This is a genomic window from Arthrobacter ipis (assembly GCF_014694315.1).
In the GTDB taxonomy this organism is placed as follows: Bacteria; Actinomycetota; Actinomycetes; order Actinomycetales; family Micrococcaceae; genus Arthrobacter; species Arthrobacter ipis.
Genome location: NZ_JAAOXD010000004.1, coordinates 324,156 through 343,424 on the forward strand (window position 1 = coordinate 324,156; position 19,269 = coordinate 343,424).

Here is a 19,269-nt window from a genome sequence, read left to right on the forward strand (position 1 = left end):
ATTTAACGCAACGGCGGGATAACGAAACGCTACGAGCGCCGGATTCCGGCATGTTGGAAGACCAGCGATGCGGCGCCCAAGGCCTCCGCCCGGTCGTTCAGGGAGGACATGGTCAGGGTGGTGGTTTCGCCGATCACCGGGACGGCGTGCCGCACCAAACCTCGCCGGATGGGGTCCAGCAGGATGTCCCCCAAGCCCGCCAAGGGGCCGCCTACCACAATGACCTCGGGATTGATCAGGTTGGCCACATTTCCGAGCGCCCTGCCCACTGCAAGGCCCGCGTCGTCCACCACGCGCAGGGTGGCGGCATCCCTGGCCAGCGCCTTGCGAACGATGTCCTCGGGGGTCAGCGGACGCTCCTCGCCCCGGCTCAGCAGTTCGATCATGGTGGTGGTGGAGGCGATGGTTTCCAGGCAGCCCCTGTTGCCGCAGCGGCAGATCAGGCCGTGTTCGTGGATGGTCGCGTGGCCGATTTCGCCGGTGATCCCGACGTTGCCGTAGTACGGGTTGCCGTTGAGGATCAGGCCCGCGCCAATGCCCGATCCGATCTTCATGAAGAGCAGGTTGCTGATGCCGCTGTGCGGCCCCCAGGTGACCTCGGACAGTGCACCAAGATTCGAGTCATTGTCTACGAATATTGGGAATTGGAACGCGTCTTCGAGACGTTCCAGGATATCGATGCCCACCCATTCGGGCAGGATGGCCCCCTGCGCGACGGTGCTGGTCCGGCGGTCAATCGGGCCGGGAATTCCGACGCCGGCCCCCACCACGGCGCTGCGCTCCACGCCGCTGTCCGCCAGCAGTTTTTCGAGCAGGGCGACGGCGGCCTGGATGCCCTGCTCTGCCTGGTGTCCGAGGGGCAGGAGCACAGATTCCTCGGCGATGATGTGGTAGCTGAGCGAGGCCAGAACCACCCGCAGGTGCCGCCGGCCAAAGTCAATGCCCACTGCCACGGCACCGTTGCTGTTGAGTCGGACGTTGAGCGCGCGCCGGCCGGAACTGGTGGTCGGCTCGGTGGAAGCCAGCCCGGAGTCCTGCATGATCTTGACGATGTTGGACACTGTCGCGGTGGACAGTCCCGTCTGCCGCGCCAGTTCCGCCTGGGTGGAAGGACCATTGAGCAGGCATTCAATAATCCGCTGCTGGTTCAGGTGCCTGAGGGCGGATTGCGACCCGGGGTTTTTGGTTCGGCTCCTCGTTGAGCGCGCTGGTGAGGGCATGAAATGAACATTGCACCATCGGCGGCCTTGTAGTCAAGAAGTTAACGCAATGACCCGGCGTCTGAAGTAAGCCGCCCGCCGGACGATCCGTCCCGCGGGCTGTCAGGGACGGTGCAAATGGACCGGATCGGCAGCCGCCGCCCGCGGATACGCTGAAGGAAACGGCGCCCGGTGTGGGCCGGGCGTCCACGAAGACTTGAGGTGATCACGGTGAAGCTGGCGCTGATGCAGGCGAACTCCAGGGTTTTGGACATCGAAGGGAACTGCGAAGCCATTGACCGGACGGCACAGATGGCCGCGGAAGCGGGTGCGGAGGTACTGCTGACGCCCGAGCTTTTCCCGGTTGGCTACGCCCCGCTGCGCGTCAGGGCGGAGCTGGAGCTTAACGCCCTGCCCGGCATCCGGCGTACTCTTGCCGGCATCGCCGCAAGGCACCGGATCGCCATGGTCTACAGCCTGCCCCGGGTCACGGCCGACGGGCAGTGGCAGATCACCGCGACGGTGCTGGACAACCGCGGGAACGAACTGCTCAGCTACGCCAAGGTGCACCTTTTTGGTCCGGAGGAGCGCAAGGCATTCAGTCCCGCGGAAGCAGCCCCCGCCGTCGTCGATCTGGGCGGCATGAAGGCCTCGCTGGCTATCTGCTACGACGTGGAGTTCCCCGAGACCGTGCGCGCGGCCGCCGCGGCCGGCGCCGACCTGCTTCTGGTACCCACAGCTCTGGCCCACGGCTTCGAGTCGGTGCCGCAGGTACTGCTGCGGGCCCGCGCGCTGGAGAGCCAACTTACAGTGGCTTACGCCAACCACTCCGGGGAGGAGGACGGCTGCACCTTCCTGGGCGGAAGCGTCATTGCCGGCCCCGACGGCGAACTGCTGGCCGCCGCCGGCACCGGTCCGGAACTGCTGTACGCCGAGGTCAGCGCCGAAGCGGCCCAACAGGCACGGGATGCCGTGCCGTATCTGCGGGAACGGCGGCCTGATGTCTACCGCGCCTGGGACGAGAACGGCGGCGGCACAGGCCCTTCCTAGGATGCAGTGTTAGGTGGCCGGCAGCCCGTCCACGTACTGCAGCGCAATCCAGAGTTCGGCCCGCACCTGCGCCTGGTTCAGGTCAATGTCCAACAGCTCGGCCACCGCGTTGACCTGCCGCCGGACGCTGTTCCGGTGCAGGCCCAACGCCTTGGCCGTGGCATCCCAGTTCCCGTTCTCGCCGAGCCACGCCCTCAGTACGGACAGGTGCGCGGTCCGGCGCTCGCTGTCCTGGCTGAGCACGGGCTCCAGCAGCCGCCCGGCCAGCATGGTTCCGGCTTCCTGCCCCAGCAGTCCGGCGACCGTCCACGTCACCTCACCCACCCTGGCGCTCTTGCCGGTGGTCTGGACGCGCTGCCGCAGCGCCGTCACCCGCTGGTAGGCGCTGCCCAGATCGGTGAGTTCGCTGGCGTCCCCGATAACCAGCCGCCACCCGAGCTTCTCGACTTCACCCAGCAGGGCATCGTCCACCCGGAGCCGGGTGATGGCGGCGAAGCCATAGTCCGTGAGCTCCACGAGCTTGGTGTCGAAGAGGCGGCGCCACTGCAGCAGCTCCCGGACCGGGCTGTCTGCGGCGCGCCCGGCAGCCTGCCCCGCGCCCTGATCTGCCCGAATGCCTTTTTCAGCCCGAATGCGTTGCTCAGCCCCGTTGCCCTGCGTCGCGGTGATTCCCTGGGTTGCGCTGACTCCCTGCGCCGCGCTGATTCCCTGCACAATGCGCAAGGCACCCGAACGAGTGGAGGAAGTGCTCTGGGCCAGCAGGTCCCGCAGCCCGTTGAGGTGCCGCGCCCCGCCGGCGGACAGGCTGTCCGGGTGCAGCAGCAGCGACGTCGCCAGCTGGCTCGGCGCCAGTGAGCCGCTGGTCCGTTGCCGGACCAGGAGCTCCAGAAGTCCGACGGCGGAGGAGACAACGCTGTTCTGCGCTGGGGTCAGCGGCGTGTCACTGCCCAGCACCAGTGCCCCGAGATTGGCGTCGCGTGTGCTGCGCAGCGGATGTCCAAACACGAGCCGGGACCCGGGGCGGTCCAAGGAATCCATCTCCACGCGGGGGCCGCTTCCGCCCAGGAGGCGGCCGAGCAGCGGCTGCAGGGCGGCAACCTCGACGCCGGAGCCCGCCCGGGCGCGAACCCGCCCGTCCGCACCGATCAGCATGGCCCACACCGGAACCCGCTGGGCCAGGGCGGCGAGCAGCTCGTGTTCCGGCCGGGCGGACAGGACGGCTCGCATCAGCTGCCTGTTGGTGTCCGCGAGGTGCCTGAACAGTTTCGCGTTGTCCGATTCGAGGAGCCGGGAGAACTCTAGGCCGATGGCGGCGAACGGGACCGTGCTCGGTACCTGCACGAGCGTCAGGTTGTGCCGGACGCAGGCAGCCACCACGGGGTCGGGGACGGCGGTGAAGTAGGGCTCCAGGCCGAAGCCGAGAGCCACCACCCCGGCCTTCACGAGGCGCCGGACATAGGCGTCGACCCCGGATGCGCCTCCTGCGGCGTCGCCCGCGTCGGCTGGATTGCTGCCGGCGTCGCCCGCGTCGCCCGCGTCACCCCCGGCGCCGCCCACGAAAGGCAAGCCCGCCGTCAGGAGGAATTCGCCGTCGAGCAGATACGGGGTAGGGTCCTCCAGCTCACTCGGTTCAACCCACCGCAGCAGGCCGGAACCATTACCGCCGTCGTGAACCACCACCACCTCGGCGGGCAGCTTTGCCAGGAGCTGGTCAAGGGTGACCCCGCTTCGATGCTCTCCGGCGGAACCGGCCGCCGAAGTGGTGCCGCCGGCCGCCTCAGGCGGGCCCATCTGTTGTGCATTACGTCCCATGCCAGAACACTCTAGGTCATTTTGCACAGCAGTGAGAGGTGACTCACACGCCTAGGCTTGAGCGACGGAAAGCCCAAACTACTTACGAACGGACGTCAATGATGACTGTGCCCACCCAAGCAGGACAGCGGCCTCCGGTGCAGGCCGGCCGCCCAGGACTGGCAGCCCAGCTGCTCCGTCGCAAGCCGATCGGGCAGATGGTCCAGGAGGCCGAGACGGGCCATGGCGGAACCCGCCTGGTGCGCAGCTTCGGGGTCCTGCAGCTGACGATGATCAGCGTGGGCGCCACCCTCGGCACCGGCATCCTGGTGATCCTGGGCGAGTCCGTGCCGCTGGCCGGGCCGGCCATCTGGATCTCGTTCGCCATCGCCGGCCTGGCCGCGCTGCTGTCCGCCGTGTCCTACGCCGAAATGGCCGGCCTGGTGCCGGCCGCGGGCTCCAGCTACTCCTACACATACGCCACCATGGGCGAGGGCATGGCCTGGATCTGCGGCTGGTGCCTCGTGCTCGAATACGCTGTTTCCGTCGCTGCCGTGGCAGTGGGTGCCGGCCAGTACGTCAACGAAACGCTGGCGGTCTTCGGGCAGGTCCTGCCGGATGCAGTCTCGCAGCCGCCGGGTGACGGTGGCCTGGTGAACGTCCCGGCCATGATCATCGTGGTGCTGGCCACGGTCCTTCTGGTCCGCGGCGCCAAGGAAAGCGCGTGGATCAACACCGCGATCGTGCTGGTCAAGGTGGGGATCCTCGTCTTCTTCTGCGCGGTGGCCTTCACCGCGTTCAACGGCGGCCACTTCGAACCGCTCCTGCCGATGGGGGCCGCCGGCGTCTCCGCCGCCGCCTCCCGGGTGTTCTTCTCCTACATCGGCTTCGACGCCGCCTCCACCGCAGGCGAGGAAGCCCGCAACCCCAAGCGCGACCTGCCCCGGGCCATCATGCTCTCCATGCTGATCGTCACCACCATCTACGTGCTGGTTGCCGTTGCCGCCATCGGCGCCCGCCCATGGGGCTGGTTCGACGGCACCGAAGCTGCACTGGTGAAGATCCTGGAGGAAACCACCGGCCAGCCGTGGATCGCGCTGGTGTTCGCCGTCGGCGCTGTGCTCGCCATTGCCAGCATCGTACTGACCGTCCTCTACGGACAGACCCGCATCCTTCTTTCCATGTCCCGCGACGGGCTGGTTCCCAGCGTCTTTGGCCGCGTCTCCCACCGCACCGGCACCCCCGTTGCCGGAACGTTGATCGTGGGAACCGCCGTCGCCCTCACCGCCGGGCTGGTCCCACTCGGGGCGCTCGCGGATGCCACCAGCATCGGCACCCTGTTCGCCTTCGCCCTGGTGAACGTGGCCGTCATCTACCTTCGCCGCACCCGGCCGGAGCTCAGGCGGACCTTCCGGGTTCCCCTGTTCCCGCTGACACCGATCCTGGGTGCGCTGATGTGCGTCTACCTGATGGCCAACCTGGGCGCCGAAACGTGGGTGACGTTCGGGATCTGGATGCTCGTGGGACTGGCCGCCTACTTCGGCTACGGCAGGCGGCACTCGCGGGTGGCCGCGCTGGGGCAGGAGGAATACCGTGAACTATCCGCCCGTGATTCTTCCCCGGCTCCCGCATCGGCTGAAACGACAACTCTTCACCAGTAAGACAACACACGAGACCACGGAGACAGATCTTCCATGACAACCGCTACCGAACTGCCGGCCTCCGACCCGTCCAGCGCCTCCACCACTGTTCCCGGCCTGCCGGGGGCCGGAGCACCGGGCCAGGCCCCGGTTACCATGCTGAACCCGGACTTCCCGTTCAGTTACGACCACTACCTGTCCCACCCGGACGGCCTGGGTTCGATCCCGCCGGAACTGTACGGCACCGAAGTCGCGGTGGTGGGTGCCGGGCTGTCCGGGCTGGTGACAGCGTACGAGCTGATGAAGCTTGGGCTGCGCCCGGTGCTCTACGAGGCGGACCAACTCGGCGGACGCCTGCGCACCGCCAGCTTCCCGTCGGCCCCGGATGTGGTGGCAGACCTGGGCGGCATGCGGTTCCCGGTATCCGGCAGGGCGTTCTACCACTACGTGGACCTGCTGGGACTGGAGACGCGGGACTTCCCCAACCCGCTGGCACCGGCGACTTCCAGCACCGTGATTGAGCTGGCGGGGCAGAGGCATTACGCCGCCACCTCGGCAGACCTGCCGCCGTTCTTCCGCGAAGTGGCTGACGCCTGGAAGGCCGCCGTGAATGACGGCGCGCAGTTCACCCAGATGCAGGAAGCCATCCGGGCGAGGGACACAGCCCGGATCAAGGAACTGTGGAACGAGCTTCTTCCGGAGCTCGACGAGGAGACCTTCTACGGCTTCATCGCCGGCAGCCAGGCGTTCCGGAAGGCGGGCTTCGCACACCGCGAGGCGTTCGGTCAGGTCGGCTTCGGCACCGGCGGCTGGGACACCGACTTCCCCAACTCCATCCTGGAAATCCTCCGCGTCGTCTACACCGACGCCGACGACCAGCACCGACTCATTGCCGGGGGAGCGCAAAGGCTCCCCGAGGCACTCTGGCGCCACGCGCCGTCGGGCATGGTGCACTGGCCGGAAGGGACGTCCCTGGCGTCCCTGCACTCCGGCTCCCCGCGCGGAGCAGTGGAACGGATCAGCCGCGAGACGGACGGCAACCTTCGCATCCGGGAGCGCTGGGGGAGGGAAGCCTCTTACCCGGCGGTGGTCACCACCTGCCAGTCATGGCTGCTGTCCACCCGGATCCATACCGAGGAGGCGCTGTTCCCGGCTGAGCTGTGGACGGCGATCGAGCGTTCGCACTACATGCAGTCGTCCAAGACGTTCGTGATGGTGGACCGGCCGTTCTGGAAGGACATCGATCCGGAAACCGGCAGGGAGGTGCTGTCCATGACGCTCACGGACCGGCTGAACCGCGCCACCTACCTGCTGGACAACGGCCCGGACCAGCCCGCCGTGATTCTGCTGTCCTACACCTGGAACGACGACGCGCTGAAGTGGCTGGCGCTGGACGCCGACGAACGCGTGGAGCTGATGCTGCACTCGCTCGAGCAGATCTACCCCGGCGTGGATATCGCCAGCCACATCGTGGGCCAGCCCATCACCGTGTCCTGGGAGGCCGACCCCAATTTCATGGGCGCGTTCAAGGCGAACCTGCCCGGCCACTACCGCTACCAGCAGCGGCTGTTCACGCACTTTAAGCAGGACCAGCTGCCGGAAAGCCAGCGCGGCATCTTCCTCGCCGGCGACGACGTTTCCTTCACCGCCGGCTGGGCCGAGGGAGCCGTGACCACCGGCCTGAACGCGGTGTGGGGCGTGGTGAACCACCTCGGCGGCTCATCGGCACCCGGCAACCCCGGCCCCGGCGACCTGCTGGACGAGCTGGGCCCGATCAGCCTGGACTGACCCGCGGTCCCCAACCGGGTAGCACTTCAGGGCGTTCCCAGCGCTGGGAACGCCCTGTGCTGCGACCTACTTGGGCGCGTGGACTTCGCGGTGCGCCCGGGCGAGCTCCCGGTACCGCGCTGCGTTGTTCTTCACGCCGTCGAACTCCTCATCGGTAAGTTCGCGGCGCACCTTGGCCGGGACACCGGCCACCAGCGAGCGGGGCGGGACAACAGTCCCTTCCAGCACGACGGCGCCGGCCGCCACGAGCGAGCCGGCGCCGATCACCGCGCCGTTCAGGATGGTGGCGCTCATGCCGATGAGGCAGTCGTCCTCCACGGTGCAGCCATGGACGACGGCGCTGTGCCCCACACTGACCCGCGCCCCCACGCTGCAGGGAAAGCCGGGGTCGGCATGCAGCACCACGTTGTCCTGCAGGTTGCTGCCGGTGCCCACGGTGATGGCGGCGGTGTCCGCGCGGACCGAAACGCCGTAGAACGCACTGGCGTCCTCGGCGAGCGTGGCGCGGCCGATGACCGACGCCGTCGGCGCAACGAAAACGGAAGGGTGAATGTCCGGGGTGTCACCGGCGAAGGGGTAAATGGGAGCCATGCCCCAAGCCTAGGACACCGGCACCCCATGACCCTCCTTAGGAGTTTTAGTCCAGTTGTCGCGAGTTAAAGGGCCATCAGGGCGCGATATCTGGACAAAAACGCATCCGAGCCGGGATATGGATCTCCTGCCGGGAAGACCGTCAGTGGGCTCCGCCGACGTTCAGGACGACGACGCCGGCCACCACCAGTGCGATCCCGAGGATCTTCATGACGTTCAGTTCCTCGCCGAGGAAGACGGCGCCGATGGCCACGATGGCGACCGTTCCGAGGCCTGACCACAGGGCATAGGCGACGCCGACGGGTACACTTTTGACCACCTGGGAAAGCAACGCGAAGGCAACCCCGTAAGACGCCAGGCACCAGACACTGGGCCAGAGCCGGCTGAATCCCTCTGTGAACTTCAGGAGACTGGTGCCCAGGACCTCGACGGCGATCGCCAGTGCCAGATAGACGTAGCCCAAGACGTATTGTCCTCTCTGATTGCTGGGGCCTGACCGGCGTGCTGCCGGCGTTGCGCACCCACGGTCCCATCCTAGGTGCGCGCGGAACGGTGGATTCACCCGAGGGGCCGCTACAGCTCCAGCAAGTCTTCTCAAAGGCGTGGGCCAGCTTCTCCGGGTCGGTCTGTCGGCGCCGGTGGGCGGTGGTCAGGGGAGGACGACGGCGATCGGCGCACCCGGTTCTGCCACCCGCTCAAGCTCCCGCACGACGTCGTCCGCCTGGTCCGCCGTAAGGCCCTCCAGCGACTGGACAGCCCAGACCGCCGGGAACGTATTCACGGCGAAGGGCAGGCGCGCGGGCTCCGCCACGGAGACGCTCAGGCGGCGGGCCATGGCGTACCTTACGTTGCCGTCGAAGGGGTCAACGCCCGTGTAGTGGATTCCGGCCTGGACGAACCGGAGGCCGTCGTCGCCCGGGCCGCAGCACACGTCCAGCACGGAGTGCCTGCCCTGTGCTTTGAGCAGGGCGATGAATGGTTCCAGCGAAGTTTCTGTCAGCAGAGTCATCGTGTTAACCAGTCTTGGTTAAAACCCGCCCAGTGTGAACCGCTGGCAAGCCCGTAAAAGGCGGAGCGTCAGTTGAAGACGACCGTCCGGTTGCCGTCCAGGAGCACGCGGTGTTCGGCGTGCCACTGCACGGCCTGGGCGAGGGTGCGGCCTTCCACGTCCCGGCCCATCTGCACGAACTGCTCCGGCGTGCGCGCGTGGTCCACCCGGATGACTTCCTGTTCGATGATCGGGCCCTCGTCCAGCGCAGCGGTGACGTAGTGCGCGGTGGCACCGATCAGCTTCACGCCGCGGGCATGGGCCTGGTGGTAGGGCTTGGCCCCCTTGAAGGACGGCAGGAAGGAGTGGTGGATGTTGATGGCCTTGCCGGTCAGCTCGGTGCACAGGTCGTCGGAGATGATCTGCATGTAACGGGCCAGGACGGTCAGTTCGACGCCCTCTTCGGCGATGATCTTGCGCAGCTGGTCCTCGGCCTGTTCCTTCGTGTCGGCCGTCACCGGGATGTAGTGGAACGGAATGCCGTAGAACTCGGCCAGCCCGGCCAGGTCGCGGTGGTTGGAGACGATCGCGGGGATCTCGATGGGCAGGGTGCCGGAGCGCTGCAAGAACAGGAGATCGTTCAGGCAGTGGGCGGACTTGCTGGCCATCAGCAGGGTACGGACCTTCCGGCCGACGGGGTTCAGGTTCCACTGCATGCCGAAGGCTTCGGCCACCGGTTCCAGGGCGGCGACAACCTCGTTTTCGGGTGCGGTGGTGGTGGCTTCCACGCGCATGAAGAAGGTGCCGGTGGATTCGCTGCCGTACTGCTGGGAGTCCGTAATATTGCAGCCCGCCACGAGCAGGGCGCCGGCCACGGCGTGGACGATTCCCGGGCGGTCCGGGCAGGACAGGGTTACGACGTGCGATTTGGCGAGCTGGTCTTCATTCACGAAGAACAGCCTACCCGCGCGTCGGTCCCGCTTTTGATAGTGTGGTGGCGTCGCAACTGGCGTTTGGGTGGCTAACCACCAGGGAGCGGCATTCACGAAGACCACGGATCGTACGCCTGGGCCGAGGGTCATGTTTTGCCGGTAGCGCTGCGCTTCTCGAAGAGCGGCCACCCGATTGCGCTGCGGCGCCCTGGATAGACCTGCGCCCGGAACGTTTCCGGATGGTGGTCACCGACGGGCGGAGCAACGTGCCAGCCGGTAGCCTGACCTTTAGCAGTGCCCATCCCTAGCCAGGAGTTCTTCGTGACTACTTCACCGACTTCCGTTAGCACCTCCGCCGTCAGCAACCAGCCGCTGGCTGAGCTCGATCCCGAGATCGCCGCAGTACTGGACCAGGAACTTGGCCGCCAGCGCGGCACCCTGGAAATGATCGCCTCCGAAAACTTCGCCCCCCGCGCGGTCATGGAAGCCCAAGGCTCCGTTCTGACCAACAAGTACGCCGAAGGCTACCCGGGCCGCCGCTACTACGGCGGCTGCGAGTATGTGGACGTCGCCGAGCAGCTGGCGATTGACCGGGTCAAGGACCTGTTCGGCGCCGAATACGCCAACGTCCAGCCGCACTCCGGCGCGCAGGCCAACGCTGCCGCGCTCTCCGCCATGATCACCCCCGGTGACAAGATCCTGGGCCTGTCCCTGGCCCACGGCGGACACCTCACGCACGGCATGAAGCTGAACTTCTCCGGCAAGCTCTACAACGTGGCCGCCTACCAGGTGGAGCAGGACAACTTCCGCGTCGATATGGACAAGCTGCGCGAGCAGGCCATCGCCGAGAAGCCGCAGGTGATCATCGCCGGCTGGTCCGCCTACCCGCGCCACCTCGACTTCGCCGCGTTCCGCTCCATCGCCGATGAAGTTGGCGCCCTGCTCTGGACGGACATGGCACACTTCGCCGGCCTCGTGGCAGCAGGCCTGCACCCGAGCCCGGTGCCGCACTCCGACGTCGTCACCTCCACCGTGCACAAGACCCTCGCCGGCCCCCGCTCCGGTGTGATCCTGGCCAAGCAGGAGTGGGCCAAGAAGCTCAACTCCAACGTCTTCCCGGGCCAGCAGGGCGGACCGCTCATGCACGTCATCGCCGCCAAGGCCGTGGCCTTCAAGATTGCCGGCACCGCCGAATTCAAGGAGCGCCAGGAGCGCGTCCTGGAAGGCGCCAAGATCATCGCCGACCGCCTCAACCAGTCGGATGTTGCCGAGGCCGGCGTGTCCGTCCTCACCGGCGGCACCGACGTTCACCTGGTGCTCGTCGACCTGCGCAACTCGCAGCTGGACGGCCAGCAGGCCGAGGACCTCCTGCACTCCGTGGGCATCACCGTCAACCGCAACGCCGTGCCGTTCGACCCCCGCCCGCCGATGGTCACCTCCGGCCTGCGCATCGGCACACCGGCCCTGGCCACCCGCGGATTCGGCGCCACCGAGTTCACTGAGGTTGCCGAGATCATCGCCACCGCACTGAAGGCGGGCTCCGCCACGGACGTCGAGGCCCTGCAGGCCCGCGTGGACAAGCTCGCCGTCGACTTCCCGCTGTACCCGCAGCACGAGCAGTGGTGAACCCGTCTATGGCGCAGACCGCGAAGATCCTTGACGGCAAGGCAGCATCTGCAGCCATCAAGTCCGAGCTGGCTGAGCGCGTCGCGGCCCTGAAGGCCCGCGGCGTCACTCCGGGCATTGCCACCGTGCTCGTGGGCGCGGACCCCGCCTCGCAGCTGTACGTGTCCATGAAGCACAAGCAGTCTGTGGAGATCGGGATGAACTCGATCCAGCGTGAGCTTCCGGCGGACGCCACCCAGGCTCAGGTCGAGGCCCTCATCGACGATCTCAATGCGGACCCTGCCTGCCACGGTTACATCGTGCAGCTGCCGCTGCCCAAGCATTTGGACACACACGCCATTTTGGAGCGGATCGACCCCGCCAAGGATGCCGACGGCCTGCACCCCACCAACCTTGGCCGGCTGGTGCTCAACGTCAACGACGAGATCACTTCGCCGCTGCCGTGCACTCCCCGCGGCGTCATCGAACTCCTGGAGCGCAACGGCTACAGCCTCTCGGGCAAGCACGTCGTGGTGGTGGGCCGCGGCGTCACGATCGGCCGCTCGATCGGCCTGCTGCTGACCCGGCGGGCCGTGAACGCCACCGTGACGCTGACGCATACCGGAACCGGGAACCTCTCGGAGCTGCTGCGCCAGGCGGACGTCATTGTGGGCGCGGCGGGTGCAAAGCACATCGTCAAGGCTGCGGACGTAAAGCCGGGCGCAGCAGTGATCGACGTCGGTGTCACCCGTGAAACCGACGCTGAGACGGGCAAGAGCAGGGTCCACGGCGACATCGATCCCGCCGCTGCCGAGGTTGCTGGCTGGATTTCGCCGAACCCCGGCGGCGTCGGTCCCATGACCGTGGCGCTGCTCATGACCAACGTGGTCGAAGCCGCGGAACGCCAGGCGGGGATTGCTTAACCAGCGGGCGTCGGTCCGACTGACTGGGCCCACGCCCGCAGGGTTCCCTGGCCGAGCTTGCGAGGTTAGGGAGCGGGTGGGGAGTCTACTCCTCCGGGAGTAGGCGCCCTACGCCGTTAAGCCGACGACGGCCATGGCCTTCCCGGCTAGGCTCGGACATATGCAGCGCCGTTTCCGGGGACCGCCCACAGCAGCGATCGTGGTTGCCGTGGCCATCTTCGAGGTGGTGGGCACGGTGTTCGCCTCCGCGCGGCAGCCGGACCACCGGCCGCTGGATGCCCTCGCGTTCGTCCTGCTGCTGGCGGGACCGGCCTCCCTGTCGCTGCGGCGCCGCGCCCCGCTGGTGATGCTTCCGGCCGCGGCGGCGTCCGTCGCGGCGTATCTGGTGCTCGGCTACGCATGGGGTCCGGTGTTCCTGTCTTTGGCGCTGGCGATCGTGCTTTCCGCGGCGGCCGGGAAGCGCTGGCAAACCTGGACCGTGGCCGGGGCATGCGCAACCGTCCTGGTGGCGGGCGCGGCAGCCGGCGGCGACGAGTTTGCCCTCATCCGGGCATTCGCCGGGACCTCGTGGCTGGCCATTCTTGTGCTGTTGGGGGAGGGCGCGCGGCTGCGCGGCGAACGGGTGGCGGAACGGCGCCGCCAGCACGAGGCGCGCGAGCAGGCCGCCCGCGACGAGTACCGGCTGACGCTCGCCCGGGACATCCACGACGTCGTTGCCCACTCCCTGTCGCTCATCAACGTCCGTGCCTCCGTGGCGCTGCACCTCGGGGAGAAGGACCCTGACCAGTTCCGCCCCGCGCTGGAAGCCATCAAGGCCGCGAGCAAGGATTCGCTCGCCGAGGTCCGCCAGCTCCTGGGCGTGCTCCGCGAGGACGCCCCGCTGAGTCCCGCGCCGCCGCCGCGGCTCGACAGGATTCCCGGGCTCGCCGAGGACGCCCGCCGCGCTGGGCTCGAAGTCAGCCTGACCCAGCCGGAGGCCACCGCTGCGCAGCAGCTTCCGGACGCCGTCCAGGAAGCGGCGTACCGGATCGTCCAGGAGGCCCTGACCAACGTGGTGCGGCATTCCGGAGCCCGGAAGGCCGCCGTCGTCCTTGCCCTGGAGGGCACGACCCCGGTAGGGAACCCCGGAAAGCAGCTCACCGTGACCGTTGACGACGACGGCGCCGGTGCCGCCGGAGTGCCTGAAGGCAACGGGGTGACGGGGATGCGGGAGAGGGCGGCCGCCGTGGGCGGCTCGCTCCACGTGGCGCCGCTCAACCGTGAGCCGCTGCATCCGGGCTGGCGGGTCCGCGCGGTGATACCGGTCGCCGGGCCGCTGGCCGGCCCCTGGCCGCGACCCGAGCGGGAGGCGCGGTGATCCGCATCCTGCTGGCCGATGACCAGAACCTCATCCGCGCCGGCTTCCGCGCCCTCCTCAACGCCGAACCGGACATGGAGGTGGTGGCCGAGTGCGGCACCGGCCGCGACGCCGTCCGCCTGGCCGCCCGGGAGCGTCCCGACGTCGTGCTCATGGACATCCGCATGCCCGAGATGGACGGGCTGGAGGCCACCCGCAAGATCATGGCGGACCAGGCCCTCGCCGGCACGCGCATCATCATCCTCACCACCTTCGAACTGGACGAATACATCGCGGAGGCGGTGCGGGCCGGGGCAGCAGGGTTCCTGGTGAAGGACACCGAACCCGAGGAATTGCTCCGCGCCGTGCGCGTGGTCCACGACGGCGACGCGCTGCTCTCGCCGTCGGTCACCCGGCGCATCATGGCCCAGTTGGCGCTCCAGTCCCGGGCGACGGCGGCTCCGGCGTCGCTGGCGAACATCACCGAGCGCGAGCGGGAAGTCCTGCGGCTCGTGGGCGAGGGCCTGAACAATGCCGAGATCGCGGAGCGGCTGGTGATCACACCGCTCACCGCCAAGACACACGTCTCACGCATCATGACCAAGCTGCTGGTCCGTGACCGGGCGCAGCTGGTGGTACTGGCGTACGAATCGGGCCTCGTCCGGCCCGGCTGGGCCGGCTGAGGCAGCAGGCGCGTGACTCCTGGCGGAGTACGCGGGGCACCCAAGGTGACTCCCGGCGTCGGACGACCCGCCGCCGTCGGACGGCCAGACTCGAACCAGAGCCGAAAGCCGGCCCGTACCGAGATTTTGGGAGCACGACATGACTTCATCCCTAGCCACCACTTTTGCGGTGCAGTCCGCGCAGCTTGTGGCCGATCCCGCCGCCCACGGCCCGTGGGGCACAGGATTCTCGCCATGGTTCCTGCTGTTCCCGCTGTTCTGGATCCTGGTGATCGGACTGTTCATCTTCTTCGCCCGGCGCACCTGGCGCAGGAACCACGAGTGGGCCACCACCCGCGGCGGAGAAAGCGTCCTGCGCGAGCGCTACGCACGCGGCGAAATTGATGAGACCGAATACCGTCAGCGGCTGGAGGTCCTGCGGGGGGACTCGCGGGGGAACCGCAGGTAACGGCTACCGCAACGCGAGGTCAGGTATCGCCCGATTATGAGATGCAGCTATTCCTTTGGCCCGCGCCGCGTACTAGCGTGATGGGGTGCCCGAACTCCATTCCGCTGAAGGAACGTCCAAGAAGCCTGTGCCCGCCCACGAGACAGGGCCCGAGAAACATAAAGCGCCCGCCGCGCCGCAGTACGTGATTACCGCAGAGAACCTGACCAAGACCTACGGCGACGTCATCGCCGTCGACGGCATTTCCTTCAGCGTTCCCGCGGGGGAGTCCTTCGGGCTGCTCGGGCCGAACGGCGCGGGCAAGTCCACCACCATGAAAATGATCGGCGGCGTGTCCCAGCGGACGTCCGGGAACCTGACCATCATGGGGCTGGATCCCGAGCAGAACGGTCCCGAGGTGCGCGCGCACCTGGGCGTGGTGCCGCAGCAGGACAACCTGGACGAGGAACTCAAGGTCCGGGACAACCTGCTGGTCTACGGCCGCTACTTTGGCCTGCCCATGAGCTACCTCAAGCCCAAGGCCGACGAACTGCTCGAATTCGCGCAGCTGACGGACAAGGCCAAGTCCAAGGTGGACGCCCTGTCCGGCGGCATGAAGCGGCGCCTCACCATTGCGCGCTCGCTCATCAACGAACCCCGCATCCTGCTGCTCGACGAGCCCACCACCGGCCTGGACCCGCAGGCGCGGCACATCCTCTGGGACCGGCTGTTCCGCCTGAAGGAGCAGGGTGTCACGCTGATCCTCACCACGCACTACATGGACGAGGCGGAGCAGCTTTGCGACCGGCTGATCGTGGTGGACAAGGGCCGGATCATGGCGGAGGGATCGCCGGCCGCGCTCATCCGGGACTACTCCACCCGCGAGGTCCTCGAGCTGAGGTTCGGGTCGGAACGCAACGCCAGCATCGGGGCCGAGCTCGAGGGCATCGGCGAACGCCTGGAAACGCTCCCGGACCGGGTGCTCATCTACACGCACGACGGCGAGGCGGCGCTGGAGGAAGTCTCCGGCCGCGGACTGCGGCCGCTGACGTCGCTGGTGCGCAGGTCCTCGCTGGAGGACGTGTTCCTCCGGCTCACCGGCAGGAGCCTCGTTGACTGAGCCGTCGCCTCGCATGCCGGCCGCCCGGCCGGCCACCGCTGTTTCAGCGGATAGTACGACGGTGGGACGCACCCTACGGGCGCACCCTCCCGAGGTGTCGGCCGCCAGGGCGCGGCGCTGGGGCGCCTTCTACTACGCCGAGCAGGTGCTCCGCGTCATGAAGGGGTACGGCTGGTCCATCTTCCTGTACAGCGTGGGCCAGCCCGCCGCGTACCTGTTCGCGATGGGCGTCGGCCTGGCCACACTGGTGGACACCAACGCTGTCTCCGCATTCGGCGGCGTCAGCTACATCGCCTTCATCGCGCCGGCCCTGCTCGTCTCCGCCGCGGTCATGACCGCCGGCACCGAATTCACGTTCCCTGTTATGGACGGCTTCAAATGGCGACGGGTCTACTACGGGCCGCACGCCTCCCCGCTGACGCCGGAGCAGATCGCGGCGGGGCAGATCATCGCGGTGACCCTGCGGTTCCTGCTGCAGTCCGTCATCTACTTCGTGATCGTGGCCCTGTTCGGTGCATCACCCAGTGGCTGGGGCTGGGGTTCCGTGCTGGTGGCAACCCTCGCCGGGCTCTCGTTCGGCCTGCCGCTCATGGCGTACGCCGCATCCATCAAGGAGGACAAGGGCCAGTTCGCCATGGTGATGCGGTTCATCGTCATGCCGCTGTTCCTGTTCTCCGGCACCTTCTTTCCGCTGGACACCCTGCCCGTGCTGGTCCGCTGGATCGGCTGGATTTCGCCCATCTGGCACGGCACGGAGCTGGGCCGGGTGATGACCTTCGGCTACGAGGAATCCCCGGTGCTGACCATTATCCATGTCGTGTTCCTGCTGGCCCTCGCCTGGTTCGGCTGGGTGCTCACCAAACGCCAATTCGTCAGGAGGATGGGGCAGTGACAGTCCTGACCCAGGGCCACGCCGTCACGGACGAAGCCCGGAACCGGCGCTTCGGCCCCCTGTACTCGCGCAACGCCCGGGCGGTGATCGGGCGCGGGCTGATGGCCACCAAGAGCAGCAACTGGATGGTCATGCTGTCCGGGTTCTTCGAGCCTGTGCTGTTCCTGATTTCCATGGGCGTCGGGATGGGTGCCGTGGTGGGTAACGTCTCCGGTCCGGGCGGCCAGGAGATCAGCTACGCGGCGTACATCGCCCCGGCGCTCCTTGCGGTCTCGGCCATGAACGGGGCGGTGTACGACTCCACCTGGAATGTCTTCTTCAAGATGAACTTCGCCAAGCTCTACCAGGGGATGCTGTACACCTCGCTCGGGCCCGTGGACGTGGCAATCGGCGAGATCATCCTGGCCCTGCTGCGCGGCCTGCTGTACGCCACAGGGTTCACGGCGGTCATGGGGCTGATGGGCCTGATCACCACTCCATGGGCGCTGCTGATGATTCCGGCCTCGGTGCTGATCGCGTTCGGGTTCGCCAGCTTCGGCATGGGCATCACGAGCTTCATGAAGACCTTCCAGCAGATGGACTGGGTGAACTTCATCATGCTGCCGATGTTCCTGTTCAGCGCCACCTTCTATCCGCTGAGCGTCTACCCCGAGTACATCCAGTGGCTGATCCAGGCCATGCCGCTGTGGCACGGCGTGGAGCTGCTGCGGCAGATCAGCGCGGCCTCCTTCACCCCGGCGACGGCCATCCACGTGGGCTACTACCTGGTGATGATCGTGCTGGGCCTCATGCTCACCACCGGCAGGCTGCGGAGCCTGTTCCTGAAGTAGACAGGTGTTCGCCGCCGGTGGAAGCGTCCTGGGGCGGTCCGGGGATTTGAGAGAATAGCTTCATGCAATCTCTGGGCAGCTCCAAGTCTTCATCCACCCCGGGCCGGGGCGGATTCTCCATGTTCCGCATCAGCGGTCCGGGCCTGCTGGTCCTGATCACCGCCTTCCTCGTGGCAGTGATCTTCGCCGCCAACCAGAACGACGTCGTCGGCTGGGTTGTTGCCGTCATCGCGCTGTTCTGGCTGGCGCTGGCTTCCTTCGTGGTCTTCAGCATCCAGCGGGCGGCCAAGAAGGCCGGGGCAAAGATCAACGAGGCGCACAACGCGTTCAACGCCGCCGCAGGCCGCGCACCCTCCACCGTTTCGGCCGACCACGGCGGAACCCGCCTGGTCCGTGAACGCGGCGAGGCCGAGGAAATCCGGGACATGAAGCTGGACCACTCCTTCAAGATCGTGCAGGTGCAGGTACGCGTGGTGGAGCAGGAGCGGGCCAAGGGCGCAGCTGCGGACCAGGACACCATCCGCCGCGCCCTGGAGACCATCGAAATCACCGCCACCAACGCACGTGACATGATCAAGTCGTCCGGCGGCTCCGGCGAGCCCGTGGCCGGAACCATCATCGACTAGAGTGGAACGGGTGAGCTCGGCATTGAAGAAGGACCACCTTCGCATCGCAACAGTCAACGTCAACGGCCTCCGTGCTGCCTACAAAAAGGGCATGTCGGAATGGCTCGCGACCCGCGAAGTGGACATCCTGACGCTGCAGGAAGTCCGGGCCCCTGATGCCATCGTCCGCCAGCTCATCGGCGAAGGGTGGCACATCCTGCACGCCGAAGCCGAGGCCAAGGGCCGCGCCGGCGTAGCCATCGCCTCCCGCGAGGAGCCCCTCGTCACCCGCGACCACATCGGCGACGACTACTTCGCCACAGCCGGCCGCTGGGTGGAGGCGGACTTCCGGGTCCGCGACGCCGAAGGCAACGCGTCCCAGCTGACCGTCGTGAGCGCCTACGTGCACTCCGGCGAGGCCGGCACCCCCAAGCAGGAGGACAAATACCGCTTCCTGGATCTTATGAGCACGCGTCTGCCCGAGCTCACCAAGCACAGCGACCACGCCCTGGTCACCGGTGACCTGAACGTCGGCCATACTGAGCTGGACATCAAGAACTGGAAGGGCAACGTCAAGCGTGCCGGCTTCCTGCCCGAGGAGCGCGCCTACTTCGACCGCTTCTTTGGTGAGGAAATCGGCTGGAAGGATGTTCACAGGGGCCTGGCGGGCAACGTCAACGGCCCCTACACCTGGTGGTCCCAGCGCGGCCAGGCCTTCGACAACGACACCGGCTGGCGCATCGACTACCACCTGGCCACCCCCGCCCTCGCGGCCGCCGCAGTTTCGGCCGTCGTGGACCGGGCACCCTCGTGGGACACCCGCTTCTCTGACCACGCCCCGCTGGTAGTGGACTACCGGCTCTAGTTCC

19 protein-coding genes and 1 riboswitch are annotated in these 19,269 nt (G+C 67.5%); of the genes, 13 read left to right on the forward strand and 6 right to left on the reverse strand.

Translation table 11 applies throughout. The features are described 5' to 3' along the window. Positions 1-29: 29 nt before the first annotated feature. On the reverse strand, positions 30-1,220 hold the full coding sequence (locus G9E11_RS13460) for an ROK family transcriptional regulator (RefSeq protein ID WP_190606506.1): 1,191 nt from the start codon (positions 1,218-1,220) through the stop codon (positions 30-32). 201 nt (positions 1,221-1,421) lie between these two features. Between G9E11_RS13460 and G9E11_RS13465 the strand changes: the two genes are divergently transcribed. Next, positions 1,422-2,249 (forward strand): carbon-nitrogen hydrolase family protein, encoded by an 828-nt coding sequence (locus G9E11_RS13465; RefSeq protein WP_311764371.1) that lies wholly within the window; start codon positions 1,422-1,424, stop codon positions 2,247-2,249. Between the two features lie 9 nt (positions 2,250-2,258). Here the strand turns inward: G9E11_RS13465 and G9E11_RS13470 are convergent, their stop codons facing one another. Next, positions 2,259-4,061, reverse strand: a complete 1,803-nt coding sequence (locus tag G9E11_RS13470; protein ID WP_190606508.1) for a PucR family transcriptional regulator — start codon at positions 4,059-4,061, stop codon at positions 2,259-2,261. 101 nt (positions 4,062-4,162) lie between these two features. Between G9E11_RS13470 and G9E11_RS13475 the strand changes: the two genes are divergently transcribed. Continuing rightward, complete coding sequence (locus G9E11_RS13475) at positions 4,163-5,701, forward strand: amino acid permease (RefSeq protein ID WP_190606510.1); 1,539 nt, start codon at positions 4,163-4,165, stop codon at positions 5,699-5,701. Positions 5,702-5,734: 33 nt separating this feature from the next. Beyond that, on the forward strand, positions 5,735-7,468 hold the full coding sequence (locus G9E11_RS13480) for a flavin monoamine oxidase family protein (RefSeq protein ID WP_190606513.1): 1,734 nt from the start codon (positions 5,735-5,737) through the stop codon (positions 7,466-7,468). 66 nt (positions 7,469-7,534) lie between these two features. Here the strand turns inward: G9E11_RS13480 and G9E11_RS13485 are convergent, their stop codons facing one another. The 4 genes from G9E11_RS13485 to purU form a co-directional block, all read right to left on the reverse strand. After that, positions 7,535-8,059: a gamma carbonic anhydrase family protein gene (locus tag G9E11_RS13485; RefSeq protein WP_190606515.1), complete on the reverse strand. Its 525-nt coding sequence runs from the start codon at positions 8,057-8,059 to the stop codon at positions 7,535-7,537. Positions 8,060-8,201: 142 nt separating this feature from the next. Beyond that, positions 8,202-8,522, reverse strand: a complete 321-nt coding sequence (locus G9E11_RS13490; protein WP_190606517.1) for a DMT family transporter — start codon at positions 8,520-8,522, stop codon at positions 8,202-8,204. A 186-nt stretch (positions 8,523-8,708) separates the two neighbouring features. After that, positions 8,709-9,068 (reverse strand): class I SAM-dependent methyltransferase, encoded by a 360-nt coding sequence (locus tag G9E11_RS13495; protein WP_190606519.1) that lies wholly within the window; start codon positions 9,066-9,068, stop codon positions 8,709-8,711. Between the two features lie 68 nt (positions 9,069-9,136). Next, positions 9,137-9,997 (reverse strand): formyltetrahydrofolate deformylase, encoded by an 861-nt coding sequence (gene purU / locus G9E11_RS13500; RefSeq protein WP_190606521.1) that lies wholly within the window; start codon positions 9,995-9,997, stop codon positions 9,137-9,139. 42 nt (positions 9,998-10,039) lie between these two features. Continuing rightward, positions 10,040-10,126: riboswitch (ZMP/ZTP riboswitch) on the forward strand. Positions 10,127-10,300: 174 nt separating this feature from the next. Here purU and glyA point away from each other — a divergent pair. From glyA to G9E11_RS13550, 10 genes are all read left to right on the forward strand, one after another. Continuing rightward, complete coding sequence (glyA, locus tag G9E11_RS13505) at positions 10,301-11,605, forward strand: serine hydroxymethyltransferase (RefSeq protein ID WP_311764372.1); 1,305 nt, start codon at positions 10,301-10,303, stop codon at positions 11,603-11,605. 8 nt (positions 11,606-11,613) lie between these two features. After that, positions 11,614-12,507 carry a bifunctional methylenetetrahydrofolate dehydrogenase/methenyltetrahydrofolate cyclohydrolase gene (locus G9E11_RS13510; protein WP_190606524.1) on the forward strand — a complete coding sequence of 298 codons (894 nt, stop codon included), beginning with the start codon at positions 11,614-11,616 and terminating at the stop codon, positions 12,505-12,507. A gap of 160 nt (positions 12,508-12,667) precedes the next feature. Continuing rightward, positions 12,668-13,864: a sensor histidine kinase gene (locus tag G9E11_RS13515; protein WP_190606525.1), complete on the forward strand. Its 1,197-nt coding sequence runs from the start codon at positions 12,668-12,670 to the stop codon at positions 13,862-13,864. After that, on the forward strand, positions 13,861-14,526 hold the full coding sequence (locus tag G9E11_RS13520; RefSeq protein ID WP_190606526.1) for a response regulator: 666 nt from the start codon (positions 13,861-13,863) through the stop codon (positions 14,524-14,526). The genes G9E11_RS13515 and G9E11_RS13520 overlap by 4 nt, the downstream gene beginning before the upstream one ends. Positions 14,527-14,665: 139 nt before the next feature. Beyond that, entirely contained in the window at positions 14,666-14,974 is a 309-nt protein-coding gene (locus G9E11_RS13525; protein WP_190606528.1) for an SHOCT domain-containing protein, read from the forward strand. Between the two features lie 127 nt (positions 14,975-15,101). Beyond that, positions 15,102-16,073 (forward strand): ABC transporter ATP-binding protein, encoded by a 972-nt coding sequence (locus tag G9E11_RS13530; protein WP_190607071.1) that lies wholly within the window; start codon positions 15,102-15,104, stop codon positions 16,071-16,073. 13 nt (positions 16,074-16,086) lie between these two features. Then, positions 16,087-16,965 (forward strand): ABC transporter permease, encoded by an 879-nt coding sequence (locus G9E11_RS13535; RefSeq protein WP_190607068.1) that lies wholly within the window; start codon positions 16,087-16,089, stop codon positions 16,963-16,965. Then, positions 16,962-17,795 carry an ABC transporter permease gene (locus tag G9E11_RS13540; RefSeq protein ID WP_190606531.1) on the forward strand — a complete coding sequence of 278 codons (834 nt, stop codon included), beginning with the start codon at positions 16,962-16,964 and terminating at the stop codon, positions 17,793-17,795. Before G9E11_RS13535 ends, G9E11_RS13540 begins: the two co-directional genes overlap by 4 nt. 62 nt (positions 17,796-17,857) lie before the next feature. Further along, on the forward strand, positions 17,858-18,421 hold the full coding sequence (locus G9E11_RS13545) for a hypothetical protein (RefSeq protein ID WP_190606533.1): 564 nt from the start codon (positions 17,858-17,860) through the stop codon (positions 18,419-18,421). A 10-nt stretch (positions 18,422-18,431) separates the two neighbouring features. Continuing rightward, positions 18,432-19,265, forward strand: coding sequence for an exodeoxyribonuclease III (locus G9E11_RS13550; RefSeq protein WP_190606535.1), 834 nt, complete (start codon positions 18,432-18,434; stop codon positions 19,263-19,265). Positions 19,266-19,269 lie beyond the last annotated feature (4 nt).